At 39.1% G+C, this 24,965-nt stretch carries 21 protein-coding genes and 1 pseudogene; 12 read left to right on the forward strand and 10 right to left on the reverse strand.

All coding sequences use genetic code 11. The features are described from left to right. Positions 1 to 131 precede the first annotated feature (131 nt). Positions 132 to 1,031: a cation transporter gene (locus ENH88_RS11570; RefSeq protein ID WP_013465880.1), complete on the reverse strand. Its 900-nt coding sequence runs from the start codon at positions 1,029 to 1,031 to the stop codon at positions 132 to 134. A gap of 509 nt (positions 1,032 to 1,540) precedes the next feature. Between ENH88_RS11570 and ENH88_RS11575 the strand changes: the two genes are divergently transcribed. The 6 genes from ENH88_RS11575 to ENH88_RS11600 are packed head-to-tail and all read left to right on the forward strand — an operon-like array spanning position 1,541 to position 7,100. Further along, positions 1,541 to 1,786, forward strand: a complete 246-nt coding sequence (locus tag ENH88_RS11575; protein WP_016899212.1) for a helix-turn-helix domain-containing protein — start codon at positions 1,541 to 1,543, stop codon at positions 1,784 to 1,786. 18 nt (positions 1,787 to 1,804) lie between these two features. Next, on the forward strand, positions 1,805 to 3,565 hold the full coding sequence (locus ENH88_RS11580; RefSeq protein WP_024596196.1) for a KAP family P-loop NTPase fold protein: 1,761 nt from the start codon (positions 1,805 to 1,807) through the stop codon (positions 3,563 to 3,565). 1 nt (position 3,566) lies between these two features. Then, the gene (locus ENH88_RS11585) at positions 3,567 to 4,454 is read left to right on the forward strand and encodes a hypothetical protein (protein ID WP_008109702.1); all 888 of its coding nucleotides are present in this window, start codon (positions 3,567 to 3,569) and stop codon (positions 4,452 to 4,454) included. Then, positions 4,447 to 5,781: a Qat anti-phage system QueC-like protein QatC gene (gene qatC, locus ENH88_RS11590; RefSeq protein ID WP_008109704.1), complete on the forward strand. Its 1,335-nt coding sequence runs from the start codon at positions 4,447 to 4,449 to the stop codon at positions 5,779 to 5,781. The genes ENH88_RS11585 and qatC overlap by 8 nt, the downstream gene beginning before the upstream one ends. Further along, complete coding sequence (qatD, locus tag ENH88_RS11595; protein WP_008109706.1) at positions 5,778 to 6,509, forward strand: Qat anti-phage system TatD family nuclease QatD; 732 nt, start codon at positions 5,778 to 5,780, stop codon at positions 6,507 to 6,509. The genes qatC and qatD overlap by 4 nt, the downstream gene beginning before the upstream one ends. A 51-nt stretch (positions 6,510 to 6,560) precedes the next feature. Continuing rightward, positions 6,561 to 7,100, forward strand: a complete 540-nt coding sequence (locus ENH88_RS11600; protein ID WP_008109708.1) for a manganese efflux pump MntP family protein — start codon at positions 6,561 to 6,563, stop codon at positions 7,098 to 7,100. Positions 7,101 to 7,122: 22 nt separating this feature from the next. Here the strand turns inward: ENH88_RS11600 and ENH88_RS11605 are convergent, their stop codons facing one another. From ENH88_RS11605 to ENH88_RS11635, 7 genes are all read right to left on the reverse strand, one after another. Next, positions 7,123 to 7,341, reverse strand: a complete 219-nt coding sequence (locus ENH88_RS11605) for a GDCCVxC domain-containing (seleno)protein (protein WP_008109710.1) — start codon at positions 7,339 to 7,341, stop codon at positions 7,123 to 7,125. Then, positions 7,329 to 7,718: an organomercurial transporter MerC gene (gene merC / locus ENH88_RS11610; protein WP_008109712.1), complete on the reverse strand. Its 390-nt coding sequence runs from the start codon at positions 7,716 to 7,718 to the stop codon at positions 7,329 to 7,331. The genes ENH88_RS11605 and merC overlap by 13 nt, the downstream gene beginning before the upstream one ends. Positions 7,719 to 7,778: 60 nt before the next feature. Continuing rightward, on the reverse strand, positions 7,779 to 8,156 hold the full coding sequence (locus ENH88_RS11615) for a MerR family transcriptional regulator (RefSeq protein ID WP_008464133.1): 378 nt from the start codon (positions 8,154 to 8,156) through the stop codon (positions 7,779 to 7,781). A 222-nt stretch (positions 8,157 to 8,378) separates the two neighbouring features. Further along, a complete protein-coding gene (locus tag ENH88_RS11620; protein WP_008113385.1) occupies positions 8,379 to 8,843 on the reverse strand; it encodes a hypothetical protein in 465 nt (154 codons plus the stop codon). Next, positions 8,840 to 10,924: a hypothetical protein gene (locus ENH88_RS11625; RefSeq protein WP_008113384.1), complete on the reverse strand. Its 2,085-nt coding sequence runs from the start codon at positions 10,922 to 10,924 to the stop codon at positions 8,840 to 8,842. Before ENH88_RS11625 ends, ENH88_RS11620 begins: the two co-directional genes overlap by 4 nt. Next, positions 10,921 to 13,692, reverse strand: a complete 2,772-nt coding sequence (locus tag ENH88_RS11630; protein ID WP_013465872.1) for a hypothetical protein — start codon at positions 13,690 to 13,692, stop codon at positions 10,921 to 10,923. Before ENH88_RS11630 ends, ENH88_RS11625 begins: the two co-directional genes overlap by 4 nt. Then, positions 13,676 to 15,166, reverse strand: coding sequence for a site-specific integrase (locus ENH88_RS11635; RefSeq protein ID WP_008113382.1), 1,491 nt, complete (start codon positions 15,164 to 15,166; stop codon positions 13,676 to 13,678). The genes ENH88_RS11630 and ENH88_RS11635 overlap by 17 nt, the downstream gene beginning before the upstream one ends. Positions 15,167 to 15,251: 85 nt before the next feature. On the opposite strand from ENH88_RS11635, the pseudogene ENH88_RS11640 reads away from it, so the two are divergent. The 3 genes and pseudogenes from ENH88_RS11640 to ENH88_RS11650 form a co-directional block, all read left to right on the forward strand. Further along, positions 15,252 to 15,509: pseudogene (locus ENH88_RS11640) on the forward strand (PhoH family protein); the annotation flags it as partial. A 66-nt stretch (positions 15,510 to 15,575) separates the two neighbouring features. Then, complete coding sequence (locus ENH88_RS11645; protein WP_304182413.1) at positions 15,576 to 19,370, forward strand: hybrid sensor histidine kinase/response regulator; 3,795 nt, start codon at positions 15,576 to 15,578, stop codon at positions 19,368 to 19,370. Beyond that, positions 19,339 to 20,256: a diguanylate cyclase gene (locus ENH88_RS11650; protein ID WP_304182415.1), complete on the forward strand. Its 918-nt coding sequence runs from the start codon at positions 19,339 to 19,341 to the stop codon at positions 20,254 to 20,256. The genes ENH88_RS11645 and ENH88_RS11650 overlap by 32 nt, the downstream gene beginning before the upstream one ends. 45 nt (positions 20,257 to 20,301) lie before the next feature. Here ENH88_RS11650 and ENH88_RS11655 read toward each other — a convergent pair whose 3' ends face one another. Continuing rightward, complete coding sequence (locus tag ENH88_RS11655; protein WP_304182416.1) at positions 20,302 to 20,685, reverse strand: DUF3192 domain-containing protein; 384 nt, start codon at positions 20,683 to 20,685, stop codon at positions 20,302 to 20,304. 164 nt (positions 20,686 to 20,849) lie between these two features. Further along, complete coding sequence (locus tag ENH88_RS11660; protein WP_304182417.1) at positions 20,850 to 21,794, reverse strand: D-2-hydroxyacid dehydrogenase; 945 nt, start codon at positions 21,792 to 21,794, stop codon at positions 20,850 to 20,852. A 102-nt stretch (positions 21,795 to 21,896) separates the two neighbouring features. On the opposite strand from ENH88_RS11660, the gene zntR reads away from it, so the two are divergent. From zntR to ENH88_RS11675, 3 genes are all read left to right on the forward strand, one after another. Then, a complete protein-coding gene (gene zntR / locus ENH88_RS11665; protein ID WP_304182418.1) occupies positions 21,897 to 22,310 on the forward strand; it encodes a Zn(2+)-responsive transcriptional regulator in 414 nt (137 codons plus the stop codon). Beyond that, positions 22,294 to 23,595 (forward strand): SO_0444 family Cu/Zn efflux transporter, encoded by a 1,302-nt coding sequence (locus tag ENH88_RS11670; RefSeq protein WP_304182420.1) that lies wholly within the window; start codon positions 22,294 to 22,296, stop codon positions 23,593 to 23,595. The genes zntR and ENH88_RS11670 overlap by 17 nt, the downstream gene beginning before the upstream one ends. Before the next feature lie 160 nt (positions 23,596 to 23,755). Then, entirely contained in the window at positions 23,756 to 24,889 is a 1,134-nt protein-coding gene (locus ENH88_RS11675) for a 1-acyl-sn-glycerol-3-phosphate acyltransferase (RefSeq protein ID WP_304182422.1), read from the forward strand. Positions 24,890 to 24,965 lie beyond the last annotated feature (76 nt).

Consider the following 24,965-nt stretch of genomic DNA (forward strand, 5'->3'; position numbering starts at 1 on the left):
AGAACTTTCACTTAAGTTTATTTCAAGCTCTTCTAGCGAAAAAAACACAGACTGCACCGCGATTAAAATCATTATCACGTATGATATATTTGATTTGATATACGATGAGTGCATTATTTTCATTTCTCTGCTTAATACTTTAGCTGTAAGATGCGGCGAGCACCGTTTAAAACGACAAGAGCAATTATCAAACCAATCACTAAATCTGGATAACGACTGCTTGTTGCTGTAACTAATAAGCCAGCTAAAATTACACCAACGTTTGCGATAACGTCATTTGCGGAAAAAATCCAACTCGCTTTCATATGAGCGCCGTCTTCTTTGTTGCCAAATATCAAAAACAGACAAGCAACGTTAGCGATTAGTGCTATTCCACCAAATATCATCATTAAAGAAGAGATCGGTTCACTACCGTAAACAAAGCGTCTTACGACTTCGCTCAAAGCACCTAGCGCTAGAATAACTTGAAGCACACCAGATATATGTGCTGCTCTAAGTTTCATGCTAATACTTTTACCTACGGCATAAATAGCTAAACCATACACAGCAGCATCAGCAAACATATCTAATGAGTCTGCAATTAGGCCAGCAGACTGTGCAATAATCCCAGCAATTACTTCTATAAAAAACATGACTCCATTAATGGCTAACAACCATTTTAGGGTTGATGCTTCTTTCATCTCATTTTTTTGGGCTAAGTCTTTTGCTTTTGCAGCTTCTGTACTGCAACTTTGTTTAGTTGACTCTAACTCTGCACCGAGTTTAAGTTGTTGTAACTTTTTTGTTATCTCATCTAAATTTTCATCATGAAAAACTTTGACTAAGCGATTAGGAATATCAAACTGCAATCCAACTGAAGGCTGAATTGAGTCAAGTGCTAATCTGATCAATCTCTCTTCTGAAGGACAGTCCATTTGAGGCACTTTATATGTACTGACAAACGCGCCACTATAGTTATCTAATTGTGTATCAATTTTTACGTCTTCGTTGGTAGGAGATGATTGACACTGACCACTACATTTTTCTGACATATTTAACATTCCGAAACAATATTAAAATAAGTATAAAATCTATAGTGGCTATAGAGTCAAATAAAAAGTTATTTAATTTGAAAAGATTGGGAAGTAACTCAAATAGCTATTCCAAGAAAATAATTGTTGGGGGGTAGTGACAGCAAACACTGCTAACATTATTTGGACTGCCCGTTTTATACCGATGTTTATCAAAGATAAAAAATAGAAGAGCTATCTAGATAGAATAAATTAACCGATGATCCTAATTCCACATTAAAGTCGCGTTGGTGTGTTACTAATTGTACAGAGGATCTAAAACAAGATTTAAATTTAAAAGTAAGAGCAACGACTATATTGTTGGAACACTTGTCATGAGATACGCTAAGCCTAATGTCCGGTTTCGTATCAAAGTGAATTTTAGCTGAAGTAATTTTGTACCATCGTTTACGACTGCTTCAGGCTCAAATCTGACGAAGATTTCCTAGTACTCACCCAATCTGGCTTGATGAGAAATAATCTCAAACATTATGCGTAGCCACATATTCGCTCAACTTGAGCGGGATCTTATAAAAGCCAGAACCACAGAAGGTCGTGAAGAGGCTAAAGCTAAAGGCAAACACATGGGCAGATTGCCTGCTTTATCAGACAAACAAGCGAAAGAATTATATAAAGATAAATTAAATGGTGAATCGATCTCTGCATTAGCGAAGAAATATTCTGTTAGCCGCCCCACGGTTCACCGAATTATTGAAAGAATGGAACAAAAGAAATAATAAATAAAAGGAGACGTTATGTGGTCTGATAAAGAATCAAAAATTGATTTCTTAAATTTTAATGAAACGGCTGAGTCAATAAAAGATCTTATAACAGAAAAGGAGTTAATGCCTATTAGTATAGGCGTTTTTGGTGATTGGGGCGCTGGAAAATCGACGATTCTTGAACTTACTAAGGCTTCTCTGGAAAGTGATGAACAAGAATATATCCAAGTACATTTCGATGCATGGACTTTCCAAGGGTATGATGACGCTAAAGCGGCGTTACTAGAAACAATTGCATCTACTTTAGTTAAAAAAGCAGCAGACGATAAAAATCTCAGTGCAAAAGCAAAAGAGTTTGCTGGACGAATAGATAAGATCAGACTGATGGGATTGCTAATGGATGGTGGTGCAGCATTAGCTGGTATACCAACTATGGGTGGTATACAGAAGATCATGGGACTATTCAGTGGTGGTGACGATGGTGAACTGGATGTTGATGATGTAAAAGGTGCTGTCGATGGCGCTAAGGATGTCGCGAAGAAAAACAAAGGTTTGATCAAAGATAATAAATCATTTTCACCACCTAAAGAAATTAAAGAATTCCGAAAAGCATATTCTGATCTGTTAAAGGAGTTTGATAAGCCACTTATTGTCTATGTCGATAATTTAGATCGCTGCTCTCCATTTAATGCTATTTCGACCCTTGAGGCGATCAGGTTATTTCTATTTTTACCCAATACTGCATTTGTTATTGCCGCCGATGAGGACATGATCCGCTTGGCAGTGCCTGAGTATCACAAAGGTGCATCTCAACGACATCAAACTGATTATTTAGACAAGCTTATTCAAATTCCTGTGCATGTACCAAGACCCGGCGTTCTGGAGATAAGGGCATATTTAATGATGCTTACTGCTCAAGATCACGGCGTTACCGATGCGCAATTAGAAACGATAAGATGTGCCCTTGAAGAGTCATTAAGGCTGTCGTGGAAACAACCACAAATTACCGTTGACGAGCTACTTCAAGATCACGAGATTGAAAAGCATTCCGAACTCAGAAGTAAATTTGTGGTTGCTGAACAGTTAGCTCCACTATTAGCTGAATCCACAAACATTAACGGCAACCCTCGCATAGTTAAGCGATTACTCAATCAGGTTAAGATGAGAAAGAAAACCGCTCATCGCAGAGGAATGCAGCTTGATGAAAAAACTATCACTAAGCTGGTAATTTTTGAGAGGTGCTTAGGCACTCAGGCTACCAACAAGCTTTATGAATTAATTGATAAGGAAAACGGATATCCAAAAGTATTAGCGGATCTTGAAAATTCAGAAGTCGAATTTGACGAAATTAATTTACCTGAAGAGTGGAAACTCGACCTAGCTTTTATTGATAAATGGTCGAAATTACCTCCCATGTTCACTGAAATGGATTTGACACCAGCGGCATATCTGAGCAGAGAAAGCATTCCAATGGGGGCTGTTAATTCGGTAATGTCTGGAGCCGCTCAAAAACTCGTAGAAGAATTAATGAAGCAAAAGGTAAGGGTCAGTGGCGTTAACTCTACTGCGATTACCACAACTCCGAAGGAAGAATACATGTCAGTCATGGATGGTTTGATTGAAAACTTTAAGTTGATTGGTGATTGGACCGAAAGACCAACAGGCATTTATGGGGCTGTGTTACTTGCCAAGCAGGATGATAAATGTAGCTTAAGTCTTCTTACATTTTTAAAAAGCTTGCCCCGCCAAAGATGGCTTAATCCAATTTTAAAAGAACTAGAGGGAACTAAGTAATATGGGTACGTCCGCATCGTCAACAGGACCAAATAATAAGAGTCCACTTATTCCATCTTGGGCAGAGCAAGGAGATCCTGTCACAATAGAACCTGCATCAGGTACTGATGGGGATGAGCAAGCTGGCTCTGATAATAATCAAGCTGATGATCAGAATGACAATAGCAATGATATTGACAATGACAAGGTTCAACAAGAAATCGGTGGTTCACCTACAGCAACACCGCCTCCAAATAGGTTTGCCAGTGCCAGAAGAGCATTTGGTAAATATGCGCAAACAGGTGGCTCAACCTCAGATCTAAGGCGTTCATTAAAAAGTTACTCTAGAAAAGGCTCTGGCGGAGGTAAAAGCACAAGCAGGAGACTATCAAGCGGCATAACTGCTGGTTCTGGATTGCTTGGTGTCATGCGTGGCGACACCGTAACGGTTAATAATCAAAGCTTATCATTAGGTGATCTAACTGGGCTATCGACTGATCAAGCAATCGACAAAATTGCTAGCCATTTAGCGCCTGATAATGCCGATTCGGATGCTGTAAGAGTTGCGTTGGATTACGCACTAGAAGAAGCACTCCCCGATACAGAAGAATTTGACCCAAACAGTTTTACTGACGAAGTTATCCAAGAAGCCATAGGCTGTTATTTAACAGACCTTATTTTTCAGGATGTGGTTGAAGGCATGGGCAGAGCTTGGTTTCATGTTGAGCCAGCAAGCAAGCATCATCAAATGGAAGTTGAATTAAGGGAACTAATAAAAGTGATTACACAAGAGCAGTTAGACAAAGTAACTAATGGCAACCCCAGTACTATTAGCAAAGAAAATATTACTAAAATTCAAGCCGATGCTATTGCTATGACGGTTGATGAATGGGAGAGCTTTAATGACTAATTTTTACTTTAACCATGACCCTGCTAACTTGCCTGACTTTTCTGATGATTGTCATCCTGTCCAAATGTTTCATACGCATCAAAATGACATCACTAAGCACAGCTTGGTGTCAAAACAACTACTACAAACAGTTCGTGATTTAGGATTGAATGTAGATGCTGATTCAATAGATCTGATAACAATTGCTACCGCCGTTACCGCTGCTGATACATTTGAATTAAGGGATAATGCAGAAAATGCATGGGCTAGAAAAATGCATTTGCATGTTCCTGTAACTGATGAGGATATGTGGAATTTTGTAGAACCTGAACTGAGTTCTTTGCTCAACTTTCTTACAGGCGATCAATGGCTGTTTACTTTTGAAAAAACAACTATGCCGATGCCGACTCCTAAAACAAGTGAGCAAGCGAAAGCAAAAGCAAAATCATTAATTGGACTCAACTCTGTTTGCCTTTTTTCTGGTGGTCTTGATAGCGCAGTTGGTGCAATTGATATTTTGAACGGAGAATCAGATTTAAAGCCTCTCTTGGTTAGTCACGCTTATCGTGGTGATGGCGCTAAGCAAGAAGACATTAAGCAATTATTATCCCCGCCATTCGGCGAATTGTCCTATTCAATGTCTCCCCATATTATTAAGCACTTAGAAGGTAAAACTGACATTAGTATGAGGGGAAGAAGCTTTAACTTCCTAGCTATGGCGGTACTTGGTATATCAGCCTTAAGAAATGCTAATTGCGATAGCAGTATTGAAACTATTGTCGTCCCAGAGAATGGCTATATTTCTATAAATCCGCCGCTTACCAGAAGACGGATTGGTAGCCATAGCACTAGAACTACTCATCCTAATTTTCTAAGCAGGCTTGAATCTTTGCTTAGAGACACTGGGTTTCATGTCAAATTTGTAAACCCCTATCAATTCAAAACTAAAGGTGAAATGTTAGCGGAATGTGTTGATCAAGACGCAATTAGAAAAGCAGTTCCCCTAAGTGTTTCATGCAGTCATTGGCACAGAGAACATAAACAGTGTGGGCATTGTGTACCTTGCCTTATTCGAAGAGCGTCAGTTTTTCATGCTGGTTTTACACAAGATGCGCCATACAAGACAAAGCGGTTGAGAGATCTTATCAAAGAAAAAGATACTCGCGATGATCTCCAAGCGGTTCAAACTGCCATTATTAGATTGAAACAATCCGATAACTATCGTTCTTGGCTTCGAAGTTCAGGGCCAATACCACAAGAAAAAGATATACGAGAAAAATTAGAATCAACTATTAAGCGAGGATTGGCAGAGGTTGAATTATTTCTCCAAGCGGATAAATCGTCATGATGGATCTTCATTGCCACGTTGATTTATATCCAGATCATCAAGAGGTATTGAACGACATAAAAAGCAGTAATTATTACGTGCTATCAGTAACTACGGTGCCTTCAGCTTTTGAAGGTACTGTCCAGTTAACAAGTGGCATAAAACACTGTAAGACGGCCTTGGGGCTTCACCCTCAACTTGCTCATCTAAGAAAAAATGAATTAGCACTATTCGATAAGCTAGTTGATAGAACTAGATATATTGGAGAAATTGGACTGGATGGCTCAAAAGGTTACGCTGATTACTTTGATGATCAATTAGAGGTTTTCACGCATATTCTAAAAAAATGTGAAGGCTTTGATGACAAAATACTAACTATCCATAGTCTTAACGCGACTGGTGAAGTTCTTGAACAACTTAAGTTACATCCCAATGCTGGTACTTCTATTCTTCATTGGTTTTTAGGTACTAAGAAGCAAGTTCTAGAAGCCGTCGAGCTAGGCTGTTTCTTCTCTATTGGGCCAGCCATGCTAACTTCAGCCAGAGCTAAAAAAGTAATATCGTGGATACCTCAAGATAGAGTTCTACTCGAAACTGATGGACCTTTCGCCAAAGTGGCGGGGAATATTCTGTTTCCTTCAAGTGTTGGCACTGTTACTGAATATCTGGCTGAAATTTGGTGTAAAAATAAGGCTTTGATAATAGAAAAATTGTCAGTAAATCTTAGGTGTTTAACATCAGTCAAGTAACTAATTATACGTCACGTAATCTTATAACAATTTTATTCAGGTTTAATCGGTTTGTTTGAAGTATTTGTATTAGCTATAGCACTCAGTATGGACGCGTTTGCAGTATCCATAGGCTTAGGTTCTAAAAAAGTAGTAAATGCTGAAAAGCTCTTTATTAAAGCCGCTGCTTATTTTGGTTTTTTCCAAGGCTTTATGCCTCTTTTAGGCTATTACAGCGGTAAAGGTTTATCATCTTGGATTGAAGATTATGCACCTTGGATAGCTTTTATTTTGCTAGTATTTATCGGTGGCAAAATGATTTATGAGTCCCAATCTGAAGGAATTGAAGAAGATATTGCTAATGTTACTCATCGTGTGCTATTTGTTCTTGCTATTGCCACCAGTATTGATGCAATGGCGGCAGGTTATGCAATCACATTGCTTGAGGTAGATATAGCCGTAGCTTGCTTGATAATAGGCGTCACGACGTTTGCCTTTAGCTGGATTGGTGTGAATATCGGCGAAAGAAGTGGCGTATGGCTGGAATCTAAAGCTGAACTATTTGGTGGTTTAGTGTTAATCGCAATCGCATTTAAGATATTACTTGGTTGACACAGAACCACCGAATACTAGGCTACTTACCTGAGCAACATGCATTGCCTTCTTGAATAGGAGGACACTTAACTGTTCCATAAGAGCAATAAACGCAACAATCACCTTTTAACGGTTTAAGTAGTGCTTTACAGCTTTCGCATTCGTAATACCATTGGCAAGCGTTTGTAGGCATGGTTTCAACTTTGCTAAATCCACATTCAGGGCAAGTGATTTTAGATTCTAGTTCTATACCTTGCATACTGGTTCCTTAATGGGCTTAACAATATCTAAAATAGACATTACGACCATCCAAATGATCCCAAAGTAAAATAAGTAAGTGCTCCAGTCGTATTGCCATAAAGGATAAAGGGTCAGCAATACTGCAATTGGGCCAATGACACTTAAAACGCCTCTCAATGAATCTCGATGTTGATACCAATTATAGAAATTAACTAACAACGCTAGTGAAGCAAATAATGGCAATAAGGTGTTCACCGCTATCCCTTCAAAATGTGAAAGAAAACCTAACCCAAGAGCAGATGCCAATGAGCCGAGTGCAGGAAAACATGCTGTGCAGCTAAGGGCGGCTAGCCAAACGCCACCAGAACCTACTTTATCTAGAATTTTATTGATCATAACTATCTACCTCAATTTTTAAGGTAGTATAAACTCCGTACATAAGTACGGGGTCAATAGCTATTTAAGTGAATTTATTACCGGGCAGGATTGAGGGTCTTGATTGGCCTTGCAAGAATCTGTCATATCTTGAATTACTTTCTCTAATCGCTGTAAATCAGCAATTTTATTACGAATGAGATTAAGTTTTTGCAACCCCATCGACTCAATATCAGCGCAACTGTCACTTAGTGACATAAGCGATTCAATTTCTTTCAGCGTAAACCCTAATGCTTTAGCTTTCAGAATAAATTTGAGTTGACTGGTAAGGGCATCGCCATACATTCTGTAACCAGACTCTGGTTTTAAAGGTTGCTCTATCAGACCTTGGCGCTCATAGAAACGGATTGTTTCAACATTGATATCTAAATCTTTTGCCAGTTTTCCAATGGTTCTCATAAACATACTCTTTAGAAGCAGAAATATCATTATACAATTAATGCGGATTGCCTAAACTCAATTTTATTGCATGAACGGGGTCGCTAAGCGTCCTCTTTGTAGAATTAAGTTCACATATCCAGATCACTCTGACCGTCTCTTGTTCGCTCTTGCTGCCTGTCAGGTGAAGTCTAAGCCTAATCAACAAAACTGTAAGTTGAGATATGAGCTACTACATCTAATCTATTGTTTCGTTGAAACTAATTCAATAATTTCACCAGTAGACGTATCCACTCTTATTTCTGTATGTTGCCCTGAATGCTGAAGTTGATTTTGTAAATCGGCATTAATCAGTTTGAGCTTATCTATTTCTGCGTACATTTCACTCAACAACACTAATAACTTTGTATCTTTATTATCGATTTCCTTAGTGCCGATATTATTTTTTTGCTTTTCTTTAGCAAGCTTGCTTTTTAGTTCGGCTACCTTTGTTCTGAGTTGTTTTATTAAATTATCTTTATTTTTTTCTTCCCAAGTTAATTGAGCTTTTTCAATACTTTCTCGTAACTTTACCCATTTTTCTTCTTCTTTAGATAGATTCGCAATATTTCTTTTAGCTCTCGTTGCTACTGCATTTTTGGTTATCTTGCTGCCATCAGATTTCATCTCTTCAAAAGCACGTTTTATATCATCATATGCGCTACTCATGCTTGTTCTCCTTGGTTTGTATGCGCTTTGCCTTCATCTAATACATAGTCAGCTGCTGCTATATTATTTTTCCAGTGAATAGCAAATAGCTCGTAATCTTCTTGCTCTTCTGTGGTTGATGCTGCATATGCCTCTAGTTTCTGGGTCGCATCTTTTTTTATCACTTGCCAATTGACCTTGTGGCGTTTGGTAATGATTTTACTACCACAATACACACAGCCACTAGGGATTCCTGCTCCTTTTATCTTGCAAGCTTCTCCCGCAGTGCAGTACCCCGTAGGCAAGCCACGTATGTTTTTAATATTTTTGACGAGAAATTTTTTCAGTTCTTCAATTGAACTGAAATGGATCTGCTTAATCACAGTCGAATCTTTACTTTGACTATCAGTAATACCTATTATCAGATCTTTAGATGTTTTATTAATTTGCTCACCAGCACCACCTTTAAGTGATTGTGACTCGGCTTCATCTATTAACTCTTCTGCAACACGGTCAATTAAAATCTCATTAAACTCTTCAGTAGTTTTAATTAAAGTTGTTGAGGCCAAAAATGCTCTTCGAGTATAAACAAACGTCATTAGGCTGGTTAAATGTTTAAATTGATATCTAATATCATCAAGCTCACCTAATTTATTGGCAATGACAAAGTAGGCCAACGTATGTCGAAACATGTGAGCGGTTAATCTAAACGTATCGCCTTCTTCGTATGGGACACCTCTATTCTCTCCTCTAACTTCTTTGTAGTTAGATTCAAGGCGTTCAAGCTCTGCTATATCATCATCGTCTAGAGTTAAGTCAAAAAGCTCAATGTTTTCACTGTTTTTAACCTCAAATTTTGTGAATCGCCCAGCATCGCTAAAACTAACACTACAGCTACTATGTGAAACCCCGAAAAGACGGTTTCTTTCTAACCCTTCTTTCAAGTTGTGTGCTTGACTACTTGTTATATTGGCTCTGCATGAAGAAAGTACAGCTTTTGCCCTTTCTTGCATACCGAACACATATTTTTCGTAAATACCAACACACTCATGTACTTCAGCGTTTGAAAACCATTCCATCTCAACCTTACTGTTGTCGGTTTTGGTCATGATTGCCGTAATGTAATAAATATCATCTTTGTAATTGGCACAGCCAACCTTGCATGTAAGTACTTCGTTATATCTCATGCCTGTATAGGCCAAGATATTAATGTATGTGGCTAATTTTAAATCTTCTAATTCTTCGGATAATTGAATGAATTCCACTTCATCGGGTAAGTTTCTTACATGTTTTGCTATTAGCTCACCTGTACTAATTTTGGGCGGTGGTTCAACGGAGCCTTCATTTAAACTATCTATTAAGCGTGCATTTAATTCTAGCCATCGTTCTATCTTATCCTTAGAGTTTTCAACTATTTTTTCTGCAAACTTCAGAATTTTTTTCATTACTTTAGTAGGAATGACAGGGTGCGAATAAGTGACTGGTCTCGGATGGTGTAACTCGTTTAGTTGGTTAAGTACATCAATAAAAACACTACACACCTTAGGGCCAAAAAGACGAAAGCTGCGCTGCACGTCAAATAGTTTAGTAAATGAGTGTGATTGTCTGTAAATAGCTATTTTCCTGACTTCATATAAATAGTCTTTTATGAGATTCCTAATAACTAAGTCAGATTTGAACTCCAACTCATGAAATGAGTGATAACCTCTTTGTCTTAAGAAGGCTGCAAATAAATTTAGATACGTTACATCATTTTGAAGTGTAGAGATTTTTAGAGGTTTACCGCCTACAACATCACCATGTGTGAGTTTAATTAGTGAATAAATTCGAATTTGATATGCTAATTCATCAACACCTTTAAAATTCACATTTCTTTGCGTTTCTTCATAGCTTATCCAAGTGTCATCGCCAAAGTGAATAGTGCCATGTTTAGCAATATTCAATGCTCTGTTTTCCCACAAAGCAATCGAATTAAAAGCGCTAGTATCATCAACTTTAAAATCTTCTAACACCTGAACCAAAGGTTTTATAGTGATTTGACCTGTATGTGTTTTTACAACAGCGATATCAAGTAGTTTTGTTTTAGTTATCTCTTTGGTCATAGCAAACCTGTGTTTTTCCAATGAGGATGAATACCCTCTGTTCTCAATAGTTCTTTTCCATCAGTCACAGCTTGAGCATTAAGCTTGGCAATATCAGCTAATATTTCGTTAACCCTATTTTTCAACTGCTCTATGTTTTCCAGTTGCTCTGTTATAGAGTCAAATGTTGCGGCTGAGTTTTCCATATCAGCAACAACAAAATCCCGGTATGACAAAAGTTTCCAAACATGCAATGCGTCAGCAACACAGCGATAGAACGGACACCACAAGCATGCGTTAAAGTCGGCACATGCATGCTCGTTTGTATCTCGCTGGTCTAATAATTTCCTGTTTTGTGATTCGAATGCCACTACTGCGGATTTATCTTTTGAGTTAATGCATGTGCCATTCGGGACTTTTTTACCGTCTTCTGGTGGAGTCTGCAAAATGATTACTTTGTCGGTAACATCGCGAACAAAATAGTCTGCCATTGTTTTTGTCGCTCTGTTGATTGTCATTGCAACATCTTTGTTATCTTGCATTAAATAATGACGCAAGAACGTTTCATAAGAGTGCTTGCCAGCTTTTTGATACCACTTAAATTCTTTGGCAACTTTTCGGTAAATGTAGTTAAGCCCTGATTTTCTGATCTTTTGCGAATTAAATACGATATCACACCCAAGCTCAGTCAATATCCTATCTATAGTGGTCTTGAAACGTGATGCTGTTAATAATTGAATCTTTACTTCTCCAATACTATTTACTTTGGGAAAAACAAAAATTCTTTTTGATAGGTTCTCAATAGAAGGGCGGTAAATAGACGTAAGTTTAGTCGCAGCCTTAATATCAAATATTACTGGTTCGACAACGTCGCCGTATAAGACGCCTTCTTTTTCTAGATCTTCGGCTTTAATTTCAAATTTATGCCATTGTGTTTGATAATTAGCTCGGCGTTTAAATAAACGAAGAGCAGGAGTTTTACTTGAATGTAATGGCGTGTTAAAGAAAAATAAGTCGTCAGTATCAAGCTCTAGCGTAGGAGTTGAATTCCAACCAGTTTTCAATATGACTTTTGCTGCATAAAGTGTAACTTTGTCTTTAATTGTGAGTAAGGTCTCAGAAAGCCCTTTTTCTATGTAATATGCTAATTCTACTACTTCTCTATATGAGTAGAGCTTATCTTGATTCTGAGAGAGTTGCTCTTGATGTTGTGCAGTTAATTCGGTGTTGACCGGAAAGCTTTTAATAGTATCTAGACCATAAAACGATAGTAATTTGTCGATAGCGCTCTGATATTGATTACCAACAAAAACCGACAAATCGCCTTGTTTTGATTTTAGTTGAATTGCCTCTCTTATAGCCTTTAGTATCTCACAGTTATTTTCAACAAAAGCATGAACCCCATGATTGGCAATAAGCTTCATTTGTTCATCTGTTAATGATGATGCATTTTCTTTCAATGCTCTAGCCATACTACCTATGTAACCTTTGAGAGTGACGATGCCTATGCTCTCGCCATCAATTCGCTTTGTAAAAACTTTATGGTATTCGACTAGGTTTTGATAAAATTTATAGGCATTGTCATATACCCACTCATGCTTCTGCCATTCGGTAGTGTCACTTTCTTTAAGGTAATAGCCCAATGAGTAGGGTAATAAACTTTCCTTTGCGATTTTTTCACCCGTAACAAAGTGGTAAAGGTCCAATGCAGCGTTTAGTAGCAGTAAAAACTGCTGGTTATTTTGAGTTTCTTCTTGGTAATGCTTATAAAGGTATTTAAATCCCTGAAGGCCATTTTCTGCAAACCCTTGAATTCCACGCTCACTAAGCAGCTTAATTATTGGTGATGCTACGCTACCAGCACTATTCAACCACCTTGGAAATGATAAAGTTGAGGATCTAACTCTTGTTGTATTAGCTTCCGAAGCGCTTGCTATCTGATTTTTCAAAAAAGCATCAACTTCATTGCCAAATTTGGATGATATGCTTTGTGCATACCCTATCACTTCGGCTTCAGTTTTAAATTGATTGACTCTAGCTTTACCCCACACATCGGGTAGTATAAATTTTAAAAAAGTACGGAAGTTGTGATTGCATATAAATGATGAAACGAATTCCCTATCCTTTAATGTTGCCAATAATGGCAGTTTGACGCGTTCAGTATTCTTAAAAGTATCATGTAGACAAATATTTATAATAGCAGTCGCAGTTTTGAGGATGTTGTCTCTAATAGAAGAATCTTTGAGGCTTAATTCTGGAAGGACGAGATAGTCCAGATATTTTTTTAGTAATTTACGAGTCTCTTTTACTTGATGGAATTCAAGTTCGAATAATTTAGTTATGTCGATTGAAGTAGCCCCATTTACTAGCCTAAAAGGAGCGTTGATAGCGTTATCATAAAAATGAAACTTAGCTATGTTTTCTAAAGCTTCTTCTATACGAGTAGCATAACTAGGTAGCTTGACATCATTTATTTCATTAATGCAAAAGTATTCCAGTTCTTGCCAAATTTCAAAGTCTGATAGAGCATTTAATCCCGAAGTTTGAATTGATGTCGCAGTATCTGCACTAACCTTATTAAGGGCTAGAGGAAGAATGTGCTGTAAACTGACACAAGCATTCCGCAAGCGACTCATTGAAATAGCAGTGTCGTCACCTGTGCTAATATTGCTTTCTTTGTCATATGCCCTGTTAAATAAAACGTCTAACTGTTCGGCTAGAACAATTGAATGAGGTTTAAATCTAGCAGGAATACGATTGGACTTCCGCGTTTTAACTTGCTGTAGCATCTTCAGCCTCACGCATAAGCAATTCGTTAACATCACCGTAGATATCTTTTACCCACTCTGACATCGCTCCGTATGCATCCACTGATACACTTTTGGCAAAGTCGATGTAACGTTTGGTTGTTTTAAAGCTTTCGTGACTCATCAAAGTCATTAGTGTTTGTCGGATGGAACTTTCTGATTCACCTTTGTCAATTAGGTATTTAGCGACATAAGTAGCAAAGGTAGCGCGTAAGTCATGGAATGTGCGTAATAGTATTTCTAATCCCTGCTTCCTTTGTTCTTTTCTAACTATGGAAATAGTATTCCCCGGTGTATCTTCGCTTATCCGCGATCCTGAACTATTCATAAACAAAGGAAGCGGATGTTCGCTATTGTCCATACCATGATTAGTCTCATGTTTGGTACGTCGCTTCATATTTTGAATTGTCAAAGTGTGATTGTACAAAAGCTTCATTAGAACTCGCGCTATTGTTAATCTCACTGGCTTATGTCCTTTTCGTACAATGTTCAATTTTGGAATACGTTTCTCGTTTTCTTTTTCATCAGGGTTAAAGAGGTCTTTCTGGTCGATGGCCGAAATTTCAAAAGATCGAAGTCCACCTAACAAGGCACACTGCAAATAAAGTTTATAAGTCTCTTTTTGAGCTGTATTCGTCTCCAGTAACTGTTTAAGTTCTTTTGGAGAATATGGTTGTAGACCTTTGTCTGGTGAGTCTTCTTTTTGTTTCAATGTATTTGGAATGCTCAAATTACTGACCCATTTCCATAAGCCCCCAGAACGATTGTTGCTGGTAGGTAATTGAAACAACGAACTGACACCTGATTTAGCTTTCGATTTAATACGTACCTGTTTGTATTCAAGTGAGAAGGGGAGGCTATCTATAGCTCCGCGCTTATGGCTCCATATATAGAATGCTTTAACAGCTCTAATTCGTTCTTGAGCGCTGTTAAAGCTTATGCGTTTAGACTTATCTTTGGTTTCGACTCTTTCACATAAATGTTTGTGATATCTCCACACAGGTAACCTAGAAATATCATCATCTACAGATTGTTTTGAAAGTGGTGCAGCTATTACTTCAAAATAGGATGCATCATCTTTATCCAACCAATCTAAGAAAGCTTTTAAGTGCTTAGCTATACTGCGAACAGACTTAACATCTAATGGCTTTCCCGGTTGGCTGGCATGATAAGCGTCACTAAAAGCCTCATTGTCTATTTGATTCTTTTTGAGACTGAAATGACCTTCAAAGCGGTGCATTAAAAATAAGTTCATTTCTTGGCATTCGGTGAAGCGAGTCGGGTGATATAGCACTGGAAAATTAGGTTCTATTTTATCGTGCCTATATGAGTGAGTTCTGATGCCTTTTTCAGTCTTAATAGGTTGCCCTGATTTATCGAGGTGAAAAGACATTCCTTTTCCAAAGTTGACTGATGTTTTAATTATTTTAGTTTTTGTTGTATTTCGAAGTATCATTTTCGTTCACCTTTGATTCTTAGCTAGAGTATGTGTGTAAAAACTTTTTTGTTCAAGTTTATTGAGGGTATGATAGTATTATATCAATTCGGGGGTGATTTTAGATGAAAGTCAAAACTTAACGGCCTCGCAGCTGAAAACCATTATTACCCGTTGTGGCGAGGGCACAAAGCTGATTTGCTCTGGTAACCTTGCGCAAATTGACAGTAATTACCTAACCCCAGTTACTTCTGGTTTGACGTATATTGTGGAGCGCTTCAAAGATTTTGAGGGCAGCGCCACGGTGAATTTAAATGGTGTAGTAAGAAGTCGATTAGCATCGTTTGCGGAGGAAAATTTATAACTTGCACCGATCCACTTGGCTCGATAACCTAACTTGCAAAATTAGCGCCAAGCATCGGATTGTAAATTGAACTTTCTACCTTTAAAACATTACTACCGTTCACTGGCAGTGGCACTTATTGTGCCATTGTTAGTGGCTTTTCTATTGTGCTTACATTTGTACAATATTAAGGTAGAGCGTGCTGTTGCTAAACATGAGGCTGATTTTGCCAATCTAGCAGCGCAAGTTGAGCATGCTATGAATGGTGCTAATGGCTTGGTTGCTACGCTTTTTTCCCAATATGAACAACCACTTTCTTATCAATTTGAGCAACAATGGCTTCAAGATATTAATCAGCAAGATGATTATTACTACCGAAAAATTCCCGACGGTGGTGGTGAAATTGTCGGGCAGGGCAAATTTTCTTCCACGGCGAATGCAATTGCACAATGGCAGCAAGTGATTGCGCTGGGGCCTGCTTTTAATACAGCATTATCGTTAATTCAATCTTTAGCTGCGGTTGCTTACGTTAATGAACAAGGCTTTGCTTATATCAAACGCCGCCATGACGGGGATAGCTTAATGTTAACCCAAGTGCTTGATGGTCACCTGCGTCCTGCATTTACTGATAACTCGCTAACCTCGAGCGCGATTATTGAGATTGCGGGAAAAAACTATTTTTCGATTGGCCATGCGCGTGAGCAAGGCAGTGAAGATTACATTATGTTGATTTATGACTTGGCCGCCTTTTCAAATTGGTTGCAAAAAATATCTCCTAGCAGTGGTGAATATATATTTTTAAATGATCAGCAAAAGGTCATTGCTAGTTCGCGAAATGAGATTAAAAAAGGAGTGCCACTGACAGAGTATTGGCCTTTGGCAAGCATTACCAATAAGCCAGTTAAAGGGGACGCTAGGTTTGGCAATCTCACTCTTTTACAAGCGCAAAAACAACTCCCCATTTATGTTGGTTACTTTGTGTCGCACTCCGAATTAGTATCACCAATAGTGACAGAGGTAGTCATTGAAGTTGTTTTTTTAAGCGTGTTTTTAGTGATGATGTTCACGACTTTAATTTGGTTGAGTCAGCGCATTTTTGTAAAACCTATGACCTACTTAATGGCGTATCTTGAACAAAATGAGGTGGACTATAAGGCTCCCTCAAATTATCAAATACCAGCTAACTGGCAGCCATGGTTTAGCCGGATAAAATGGGTACTTAATAAAAATCAGCAGCTTGTTGATTCTTTACAACAAGCTAACAGCGAACTCGATGACCAAGTTAAAATTAAAACCCGTGAATTAGCACGCAGTTATGAAGCTAAAGAGCGACATTTAGCCTTGCTCAATACCATGCTAAATAGTGTGCCTGATTTAATTTACTTTAAAAATATTGATGGTTCATTTTTAGGTTGCAACCGTGCTTATGAGCAATACATTGGGGTTGAACAAGGGCAGTTAGTTGGTCAGCAGTTATGTGATATTAGTGATGATAATGGTCAAATTAGCGAGCTGGAACAACAAGTATTAACAACCAAAACGAAAGCAGAGCAGCGCCTTGAAACCCAACTACAAACATTTCAATTAACCATAGCGCCATTTTATAACGAGCAAAATCAATTATTGGGCTCGATGGGAATTGGCCGCGACATCACAGCTCAACAGGATGCACTGTTGGCATTAAAAGCCTCTGAGTCTAAATTTCGCAGTGCCATTGAATATGCCGCTAATGGGGTGATTTTATTGTCACTTGAGCATACCGTATTACAGCTTAATAGGACGGCTCGTAAGATTTTTGATATTGATAAAGCAGCGCCCAATTTATTATTAGCACAGTTATTCCCGCAGCAGCAATGGCAAGAAATAGCATCGCTATTAGCTTTATTATTGACTGAGAAAAAGAAAGTGTATCACCTTACATTAGGCCAAGAAGAGCTTAATCTTTGGTGGCAGTTGAGTGTTTCTTTAGTGTGGGATGAGCAGCAAGCGCCTTATTATTATGTTATTCATATTCAAGATGTCAGTGCATTAACACAAGCCAAGCAAGATGCAGAGCGAGCAACCGAGGCAAAAAGTCGCTTTATTGCGAATTTAAGCCATGAAATTCGCACACCACTTAATGCGGTGACCGGCTTGATTGATATGGTTGCCCAACAAGGCCTAACAACGCAGCAGCAACAGCATGCAGCGCAAGCAAAAAGTGCTGCACAAAGTTTATTAGCTATGCTTAATCGGATGCTTGATTTTGCGCGAAGCGAGAATAATCAACTACAACTCGACTTGGTTAACTTTGAGTTAGTCGCGCTGGTAGATAGCTGTGAGAGTGTGTTAATTGGACTTTGCCAGCAAAAAGGTCTCACTTTTAATATTGAGGTCGACCCGTTAATTGCGCCTCAACTGGTGGGTGATTATATTCGCTTGCAACAAGTGTTAGGTAACTTACTGACTAATGCGGTGAAATTTACCGAACATGGCACTATCACACTTAAAATAACCGCGCATGATATAACTCAAGCGCAGCAAACACTGTGTTTTACAGTGCGAGATACTGGCGTAGGCATTGATAAAGCCGATCAAAGTCGATTATTTGACGCATTTACCCAAGGTGATGAATCGCTCACCCGTACTCATCAAGGTGTCGGTTTAGGCCTTGCCATTGTAAAACATGAAGTGGCGTTAATGGGCTCAGAAATTAACGTAGTGAGTGATAAAGGCCAAGGCAGTGAGTTTTTCTTTACAATCACGTTTACTATTGAGCAGCAATCAGCCCTGCCCAATTGGCACAATACATTGGTAATACATTCTGAGCGGGGGATTAATTTACCTGAGGCGTTGCGGCCACTACAGCAGCTACGTTTTTGTATGTTATCTGAACTAACCGACACGACTGAGCTTGCGGAACCACAGCGAATTATTGCTAATGATATTGATGTGGTTAGTATTATTGAGCGGCCTAATATAAAAGCTGCGCTGATGAAAAATAACACTCAGCTCTATGTTGTTAAAAATGATGCGCACATCGTGCTGCCCATTTTTAATAACCTGCAAATTATCAGTATTAAAAGTTCCGCCCTAGTACAACGATTACAGCAGCTCAAACCACTCAATGAATGCTATAAGCTTGATACTGCAACGACAGTGCCTATGCTTAATGTTGCCGGGTTGCTAGTGTTAGTGATTGATGATAATCAACTGAACTTAGATATTATTAGCAATATTTTAAACCAAGCAAATATTAATGTTATGACTGCAAATTCGGCGATGGCAGGGATTGATTTAGTAGCACAAGTAAAGCCGGATCTGGTTTTGATGGATATTCAGATGCCAGAAGTTGATGGCTTACAAGCAACGGCTTTACTGCGACAACAGTATACTCAACAACAATTACCTATTTTTGCGCTTACTGCACACAGTGAATTGGCCGATGAGCAACGCTCATTTGCAGCTGGGATGAACAAGCATCTCACCAAACCTGTTATTGCTGCGACTTTATTAAATGCAATCAATGAGCTGAAAGTAACCCAAGTTGCATTTTTTGATCGTTCTTTTATGTTAGCGCAATTCTCGGGCGATAATGGCTTGCTACAGGTTATGTTAGATAAGTTTGCACAGTTGTGTGCTAGTCATATGCAGCAATTGCAAGTTTCGACTAAGATTAATGACTTAAAACGATTAGTGCACACTATTAAAGGTGTGTCAGGAAATCTTGGGTTTAATCGCCTCTGTGCTGTCGCACAGCAATTAGAAGGTAAACTGCGAGAATCGCAAGACGTTGAGCAATTAGAGCTGAACCAGCTGCTGTTCGAATTAGCACAGGTAAATAGATACATTCAAATACAAGGCTCAGTAAATGTTGAAGAAAGCCAAAATACTGATCGTTGATGATGACCCAATAAACCGATTAGTGTTAGAGAAAACACTAGCAAATGATCACGAGATATTTTTAGTCGAAAGCGGTGAACAAGCCCTGACATTTATTCAATCAACTCAGGTTGATTTAATTATTCTTGATATTGTGATGCCGGGTATTGATGGTTATGAAGTATTAGTTCGATTAAAAGAAAACCCAACTACGCAAGCTATCCCTGTCATTTTTATTTCAGCGAATACCAGCCATGATGATGAAGCGAAAGGATTTGAATTAGGTGCCATGGATTATATTGCTAAGCCATTTAGTACGGCAATAGTTCGTGCTCGGGTACGTAATCAATTACTGATCAAGCAAAAAAATGATTTGCTTGAAGTACTAGCCTCAATTGATGGGCTGACAGAGATCCCTAATCGTCGTTATCTAGACGAAAATTTATCACGGGAATGGCGTCGAAGCCAGCGTACTGGCACGCCATTATCGGTATTGTTAATGGATATAGATCACTTCAAACGTTATAACGATTGTTATGGTCATCGTGCTGGAGATGATTGTCTCAAACGTGTGGCACATGCATTGGTTGCTGCATGTGAGCGTGGCAGCGACTTTGTTGCACGTTATGGTGGTGAAGAGTTTGCCGCTGTATTACCAAATACCAACCAACAAGATGCATGGCAGTGTGCAAATAAACTCAGAGATGCCGTAAATGCTCTCAATATCCCGCATAAAACGTCACTAAATGCCGATCATGTTACCATCAGTATAGGCGTTGCCACTACCGAGTTTGGTCAAGTGTATGCTGAACACACGCTGCTTGAGGAGGCTGATCTCGCTTTATATGAAGCTAAAGCTACTGGGCGCGATAAAATTGTGGCCCGTGTTATTGCTGCAAGTGTGTAGTACAAATAAGAGTGGATGATGATCCACTCTTATTATATTGATGGTCTAGATTGCGCTTAGTGAATTATAAATACTGTCACCCACACCAATTAGCTTATTATTTTTAAACACCATTGGCGTACATTCATCTTTAGTTGTTTTACCATCTGAGTGAATGCTGTGAGTGGCATAAAATAGCACTTGGTACACATCGTTTTCTTTTTTTAATAACTCTGTAAAGTCAGGTGTTTTTAATTGCTTTAATACACTTTGATAACTAGTATCTAACGCTAAGGCAGCGATGCTTTCACGATTAGATTGATGGCGCTTTTCCCAGCTTGAATAGTTATCTCCAGCCCAATGTGTTTCTGCTTCACCGTCTGATACGGCAATCACGCAACCGGTTAGAAGAGGGGCAGTAAGCGCGGCGATTAAAAGTACTTTTTTCATTATTTTATCCTGATGCTAAATATTGATTATTAATTTGTTTAGTATTAGCAAAGAATCTGCCAATATTTTATATACTTTAAAATCAATGATTTAGTTTTATTTTTTTGCGGTGGCTCATTGTATTTAACCACCTTGGATAGTGCTAAAAGCTAAAACTTAGTTTATTACACCAATCGGTTTAAACTTTTGCCTTGGCTAAATGCACTGATATTTAAGCTCACTTGTTTAACCAAACGAATGATTGACTCCTCACTTGCCCACGCAATATGCGGGGTCAAAATTAAGTTGTCGCCACGATAAACGGCTAACGGATTATCATCTGCCGCAGGCTCTTTGGTTAACACATCAAATCCAGCCCCTGCTATTTGTTTATTAGTTAATGCCTGCGCTAACTGTGCTTCGTTAACAATCCCACCACGGGCAGTGTTAATTAAAATGGCGCTTGGTTTCATCATTGCCAGTTCTTCGCTGCCAATTAGATCGCGGCTTTCATCCGTTAATGGGCAGTGAACACTAATAATATCGGCACGCTTAATTGCTTGAAAAAACTCCGTGCGGCCTTCTCTAGGACTATCACCTTTACGCTCACTAATGATCACATTAGCACCAAACGCTTTTGCAACATCAGCAACCGCTTTGCCAAGTGAGCCATAACCGATAATTGCTAAGGTTTTACCGCCAATATCATTAAAGCGATAATCCAGGCGGCAAAACATCTCGCTTTGTTGCCATAAGCCTTGTTGGCAGTCAGCAATATAGCGATGGGTATTGCCGAGTAAGTTAGTGATCAAAGCAAAGGTGTGCTGCACAACCGAAGAAGTTGAATAGCCTGCAACATTGGTAACGGCTATGCCATATTCTTTAGCTGCGACTAAATCAACATTGTTAGTGCCAGTAGCGGCAACACAAATGAGCTTTAATTCTGGGAGTTTTACCAGTGTTTCGCGATTAAGTACCACTTTATTGGTGATCAACACATCAGCACCAGCACTGTGAGCTAATACTTGCTCTGGACTGGTGAGCTGGTAGCTGGTGAAATTGCCAAGTGCTTGCAAAGGCTCAAGTGATGTGCCTGCTAATGTGGCAGTATCGAGAAGGGTAATATTCATGCGCTGTCCTTATTAAAGAAAATAATTTTAATGCTTGACCTTGGTGTGTACTCTAAGGTTTATACTTGGCATCAGTGGATAATACACTCATTGGAGACACAGATGAAAATAGGTGAGTTTGCTAATCAGTTAGGTGTCTCTACAGATACCCTAAGATACTATGAAAAACATAATTTGTTAACGCCATCGAGTCGAACCGGGGCTGGTTATCGCGATTATGGTGAAGCTGCATTAAAGCAAATGGAGTTTATTTTACGTGCTAAAAATGTTGGCTTTAGTTTGGCTGAGATCAAAGAGTTGCTGCAAATTAAATTTAAAAAGCACCAACATTCATGCCATGAAGTAAAAAACTTAACAATACAAAAGCGTGACTTAGTCGCAGAGCGCATTGCTGAATTAACACGTTTTCATCAATCATTATCGGTACTTGCTGACAAATGTTGTGGCGGACAAGAGCCCGCAGATAACTGTTCAATATTAACCACTTTGGAGGACATCGATGGACTTACTCAATAATTTTTGGCAGTTATTTTTATTATCTGCCCCTTGGTTAATGCTTGGTTTACTTATTGCTGGGTTATTAAATGTGTATTTACCGGCAAATTTTTTAAATAAGCATTTAGGTAAAGAAGGTTTTTGGACCACAGTGAAAGCCGCTTTAATTGGCGCACCAATGCCGCTGTGTTCATGTGGTGTTATTCCTGCGGCGATTGGCTTAAGACGTGCTGGTGCTTCAAAAAGTGCTACCACTGCGTTTTTAGTTTCGACCCCTGAAACAGGGGTTGATTCGGTGTCAGTGTCGTATGTGTTATTAGGTCCATTTATGGCGATTATTCGTCCGATTGCCGCTATTTGTAGTGCCATCGTTGCGGGTGTGTTAGTCGGGCGTGATACTGAGAAACCGCAAGCAAAATCGACGACGGGATCTGAAGCTAAAACCAGCTGTTGCGCTCCTAAATCAGCGGAACCAGAAGCTAAAACCAGCTGCTGCGCTCCTAAACCAGCAGCGCCTGAAGCTAAAACTAGTTGTTGCGCTCCTAAACCAGCAGGACCAGAAGCTAAAACCAGTTGTTGCGCTCCTAAACCGGCAGAACCAGAAGCTAAAACCAGCTGTTGCGCTCCTAAATCAGCAGCGCCTGAAGTTAAAACCAGCTGTTGCGCTCCTAAACCAGCAGCGCCTGAAGCTAAAACCAGTTGCTGCGATACACCAAGCGCAGCATCACAAAGCCAATGGCAAAAGATGCAACAAGCAGTGAGCTTTAGCTGTAATAAACTGCTATCAGATACCATGGTGTGGTTAATGATTGGTTTATTCTTTGCTGCATTAGTACAAACCTATGTGCCAGAGTCATTTTTAACGCAGTGGGGCAGCGGTATTTTTGCCATGCTAGTGGTGATATTGATCAGTATTCCAATGTATATTTGTGCCACTGCATCTACGCCAATTGCAGCAGGCTTATTATTGAGTGGGGTATCTCCGGGGGCGGTGTTAGTGTTTATGCTGGCGGGACCGGCAACGAATATCGCTACACTAGGTGTAGTGGCTAATGAGCTTGGTAAGCGTGCCGTGGCCGCCTATTTAACTGGGGTTATTGGTGTTGCGTTAATATTTGGTTTTTTAACTGATTATTTAGTGACTGAGTTTGGTTTTGTAGTCACCCCATTACTCGGTGAAGAGCATGAAGTACTGCCACATTGGTTAAGCTTTATCTGCGGAGTCATTTTAATTGCACTTATGCTGCGTTTAGTGGCGAAAGCGTGGCAAGTAAAGCGAAAAGTAACTGGTAAGAGCATTGCTTAATTAAGTGTTCTATAAGTACTTTTAAGAGCACTTATCAGGTTGAACTAAAGTGCAATAGTGTGACTTAGTTCGCATTTTAGTTTGCCTGAGTTATAATCGAGAGCATAATATAAACGGTACGTATTTTACGTGCCGTTTTTTTAACTTTATAGATGCAGTAATGAGTGAATTAGTGGATAAGTACGCCGATATTAGACCTTACAACGACGACGAAGTAGCTGCCTCAGTTGCTCGTTTGATTGCTGATAACGCATTTATTGATGTATTAGCAAAATATAACTTGCCGCGCTTTATATCCTCGGTACCATTTTTGGCGCGTTTTTTAGTTCGCCGGCAATTACAAAAAAAATGGGGCGGTGTTAATTCTGTTGAACAAGTGCAGCAGGAAGTTGCGAAATATTTAGCTTTATTGGTTAAGCGCACTACCTCAGAAGTTACTTTTTCTGGTTTAGATCAACTGGATCCCAAACAAGCCTATTTGTTTATCTCCAACCATCGCGATATCGTGCTTGATCCCGCATTAGTGAATTGGGGGTTATTTAGCCATAAGATGAAAACAGTACGTATCGCCATCGGTGATAATTTGCTGCAAATTCCTTATATTACAGAGCTAATGCGTCTTAATAAAAGCTTTATTGTCAAGCGCTCAGCCAAAGCGCCGAAAGAAATGCTCAAAGCCCTATCGCAACTTTCAGCGTATATTTATGATTCACTTGCTGGTGGCGATTCAATCTGGATTGCGCAAAAAGAAGGCCGTGCAAAAGATGGCTTTGATCAAACTGATCCGGCGTTACTAAAAATGTTGCAATTAAATGGCCGTAAGCAAAAGAAAGAATTTTCTGAATATATACGTGAGCTAAAAATTGTACCAGTATCAATCTCTTATCAATATGAGCCTTGTGCTATTGCGAAAGCGAAAGAGCTGTATCATAAGCACCACCACGGCCAGTATGTGAAGTCTGCCGGTGAAGATATTGCCAGTATTGTTGAAGGCTTTAGTACCGCCAAAGGGCATGTTCATTTAGCGTTTGGACAACCAATTACAGCGGGCTGTGAATCACCTGAGCAGTTAGCAAAAACCATCGATGAACAAATTATTGATTCGTTCTTTTTGCACCCAGGCAATTATATTGCTGGAGGTTGCAAACAAGCCGTAATCGATACAGCTGACGCGCAGGCATTTGAGCAACGCATGGCCCGCGTACCTGATGAGTTAAAGTCATTAGTGTTAGCTATGTACGCAAAGCCTTTTCATCGTAAAGCTGAGTTTAATTGTAGCGAACACCAGCAATAAGAAAGTTGCACAGTTTCAAAAAACCGTAATTAAGTTACGGTTTTTTTTCGTTTAAAAAACGGGCTATACTCAAAGT

The organism is Pseudoalteromonas prydzensis, assembly GCF_011050055.1.
In the GTDB taxonomy this organism is placed as follows: domain Bacteria; phylum Pseudomonadota; class Gammaproteobacteria; order Enterobacterales; family Alteromonadaceae; genus Pseudoalteromonas; species Pseudoalteromonas prydzensis_A.

Bases quoted from the DNA above. Each gene is read 5' to 3' on its own strand.
- qatC (WP_008109704.1), top strand. From the start codon at position 4,447: ATGACTAATTTTTACTTTAACCATGACCCTGCTAACTTGCCTGACTTT.
- ENH88_RS11580 (WP_024596196.1), top strand. From the start codon at position 1,805: ATGTGGTCTGATAAAGAATCAAAAATTGATTTCTTAAATTTTAATGAA.
- zntR (WP_304182418.1), top strand. From the start codon at position 21,897: ATGAAAATAGGTGAGTTTGCTAATCAGTTAGGTGTCTCTACAGATACC.
- ENH88_RS11650 (WP_304182415.1), top strand. From the start codon at position 19,339: ATGTTGAAGAAAGCCAAAATACTGATCGTTGATGATGACCCAATAAAC.
- qatD (WP_008109706.1), top strand. From the start codon at position 5,778: ATGATGGATCTTCATTGCCACGTTGATTTATATCCAGATCATCAAGAG.
- ENH88_RS11630 (WP_013465872.1), bottom strand. From the start codon at position 13,692: ATGCTACAGCAAGTTAAAACGCGGAAGTCCAATCGTATTCCTGCTAGA.
- ENH88_RS11675 (WP_304182422.1), top strand. From the start codon at position 23,756: ATGAGTGAATTAGTGGATAAGTACGCCGATATTAGACCTTACAACGAC.
- ENH88_RS11585 (WP_008109702.1), top strand. From the start codon at position 3,567: ATGGGTACGTCCGCATCGTCAACAGGACCAAATAATAAGAGTCCACTT.
- ENH88_RS11615 (WP_008464133.1), bottom strand. From the start codon at position 8,156: ATGAGAACCATTGGAAAACTGGCAAAAGATTTAGATATCAATGTTGAA.
- ENH88_RS11575 (WP_016899212.1), top strand. From the start codon at position 1,541: ATGCGTAGCCACATATTCGCTCAACTTGAGCGGGATCTTATAAAAGCC.
- ENH88_RS11660 (WP_304182417.1), bottom strand. From the start codon at position 21,794: ATGAATATTACCCTTCTCGATACTGCCACATTAGCAGGCACATCACTT.
- ENH88_RS11620 (WP_008113385.1), bottom strand. From the start codon at position 8,843: ATGAGTAGCGCATATGATGATATAAAACGTGCTTTTGAAGAGATGAAA.
- ENH88_RS11635 (WP_008113382.1), bottom strand. From the start codon at position 15,166: ATGATACTTCGAAATACAACAAAAACTAAAATAATTAAAACATCAGTC.
- ENH88_RS11655 (WP_304182416.1), bottom strand. From the start codon at position 20,685: ATGAAAAAAGTACTTTTAATCGCCGCGCTTACTGCCCCTCTTCTAACC.
- merC (WP_008109712.1), bottom strand. From the start codon at position 7,718: ATGATCAATAAAATTCTAGATAAAGTAGGTTCTGGTGGCGTTTGGCTA.
- ENH88_RS11670 (WP_304182420.1), top strand. From the start codon at position 22,294: ATGGACTTACTCAATAATTTTTGGCAGTTATTTTTATTATCTGCCCCT.
- ENH88_RS11605 (WP_008109710.1), bottom strand. From the start codon at position 7,341: ATGCAAGGTATAGAACTAGAATCTAAAATCACTTGCCCTGAATGTGGA.
- ENH88_RS11570 (WP_013465880.1), bottom strand. From the start codon at position 1,031: ATGTCAGAAAAATGTAGTGGTCAGTGTCAATCATCTCCTACCAACGAA.
- ENH88_RS11625 (WP_008113384.1), bottom strand. From the start codon at position 10,924: ATGACCAAAGAGATAACTAAAACAAAACTACTTGATATCGCTGTTGTA.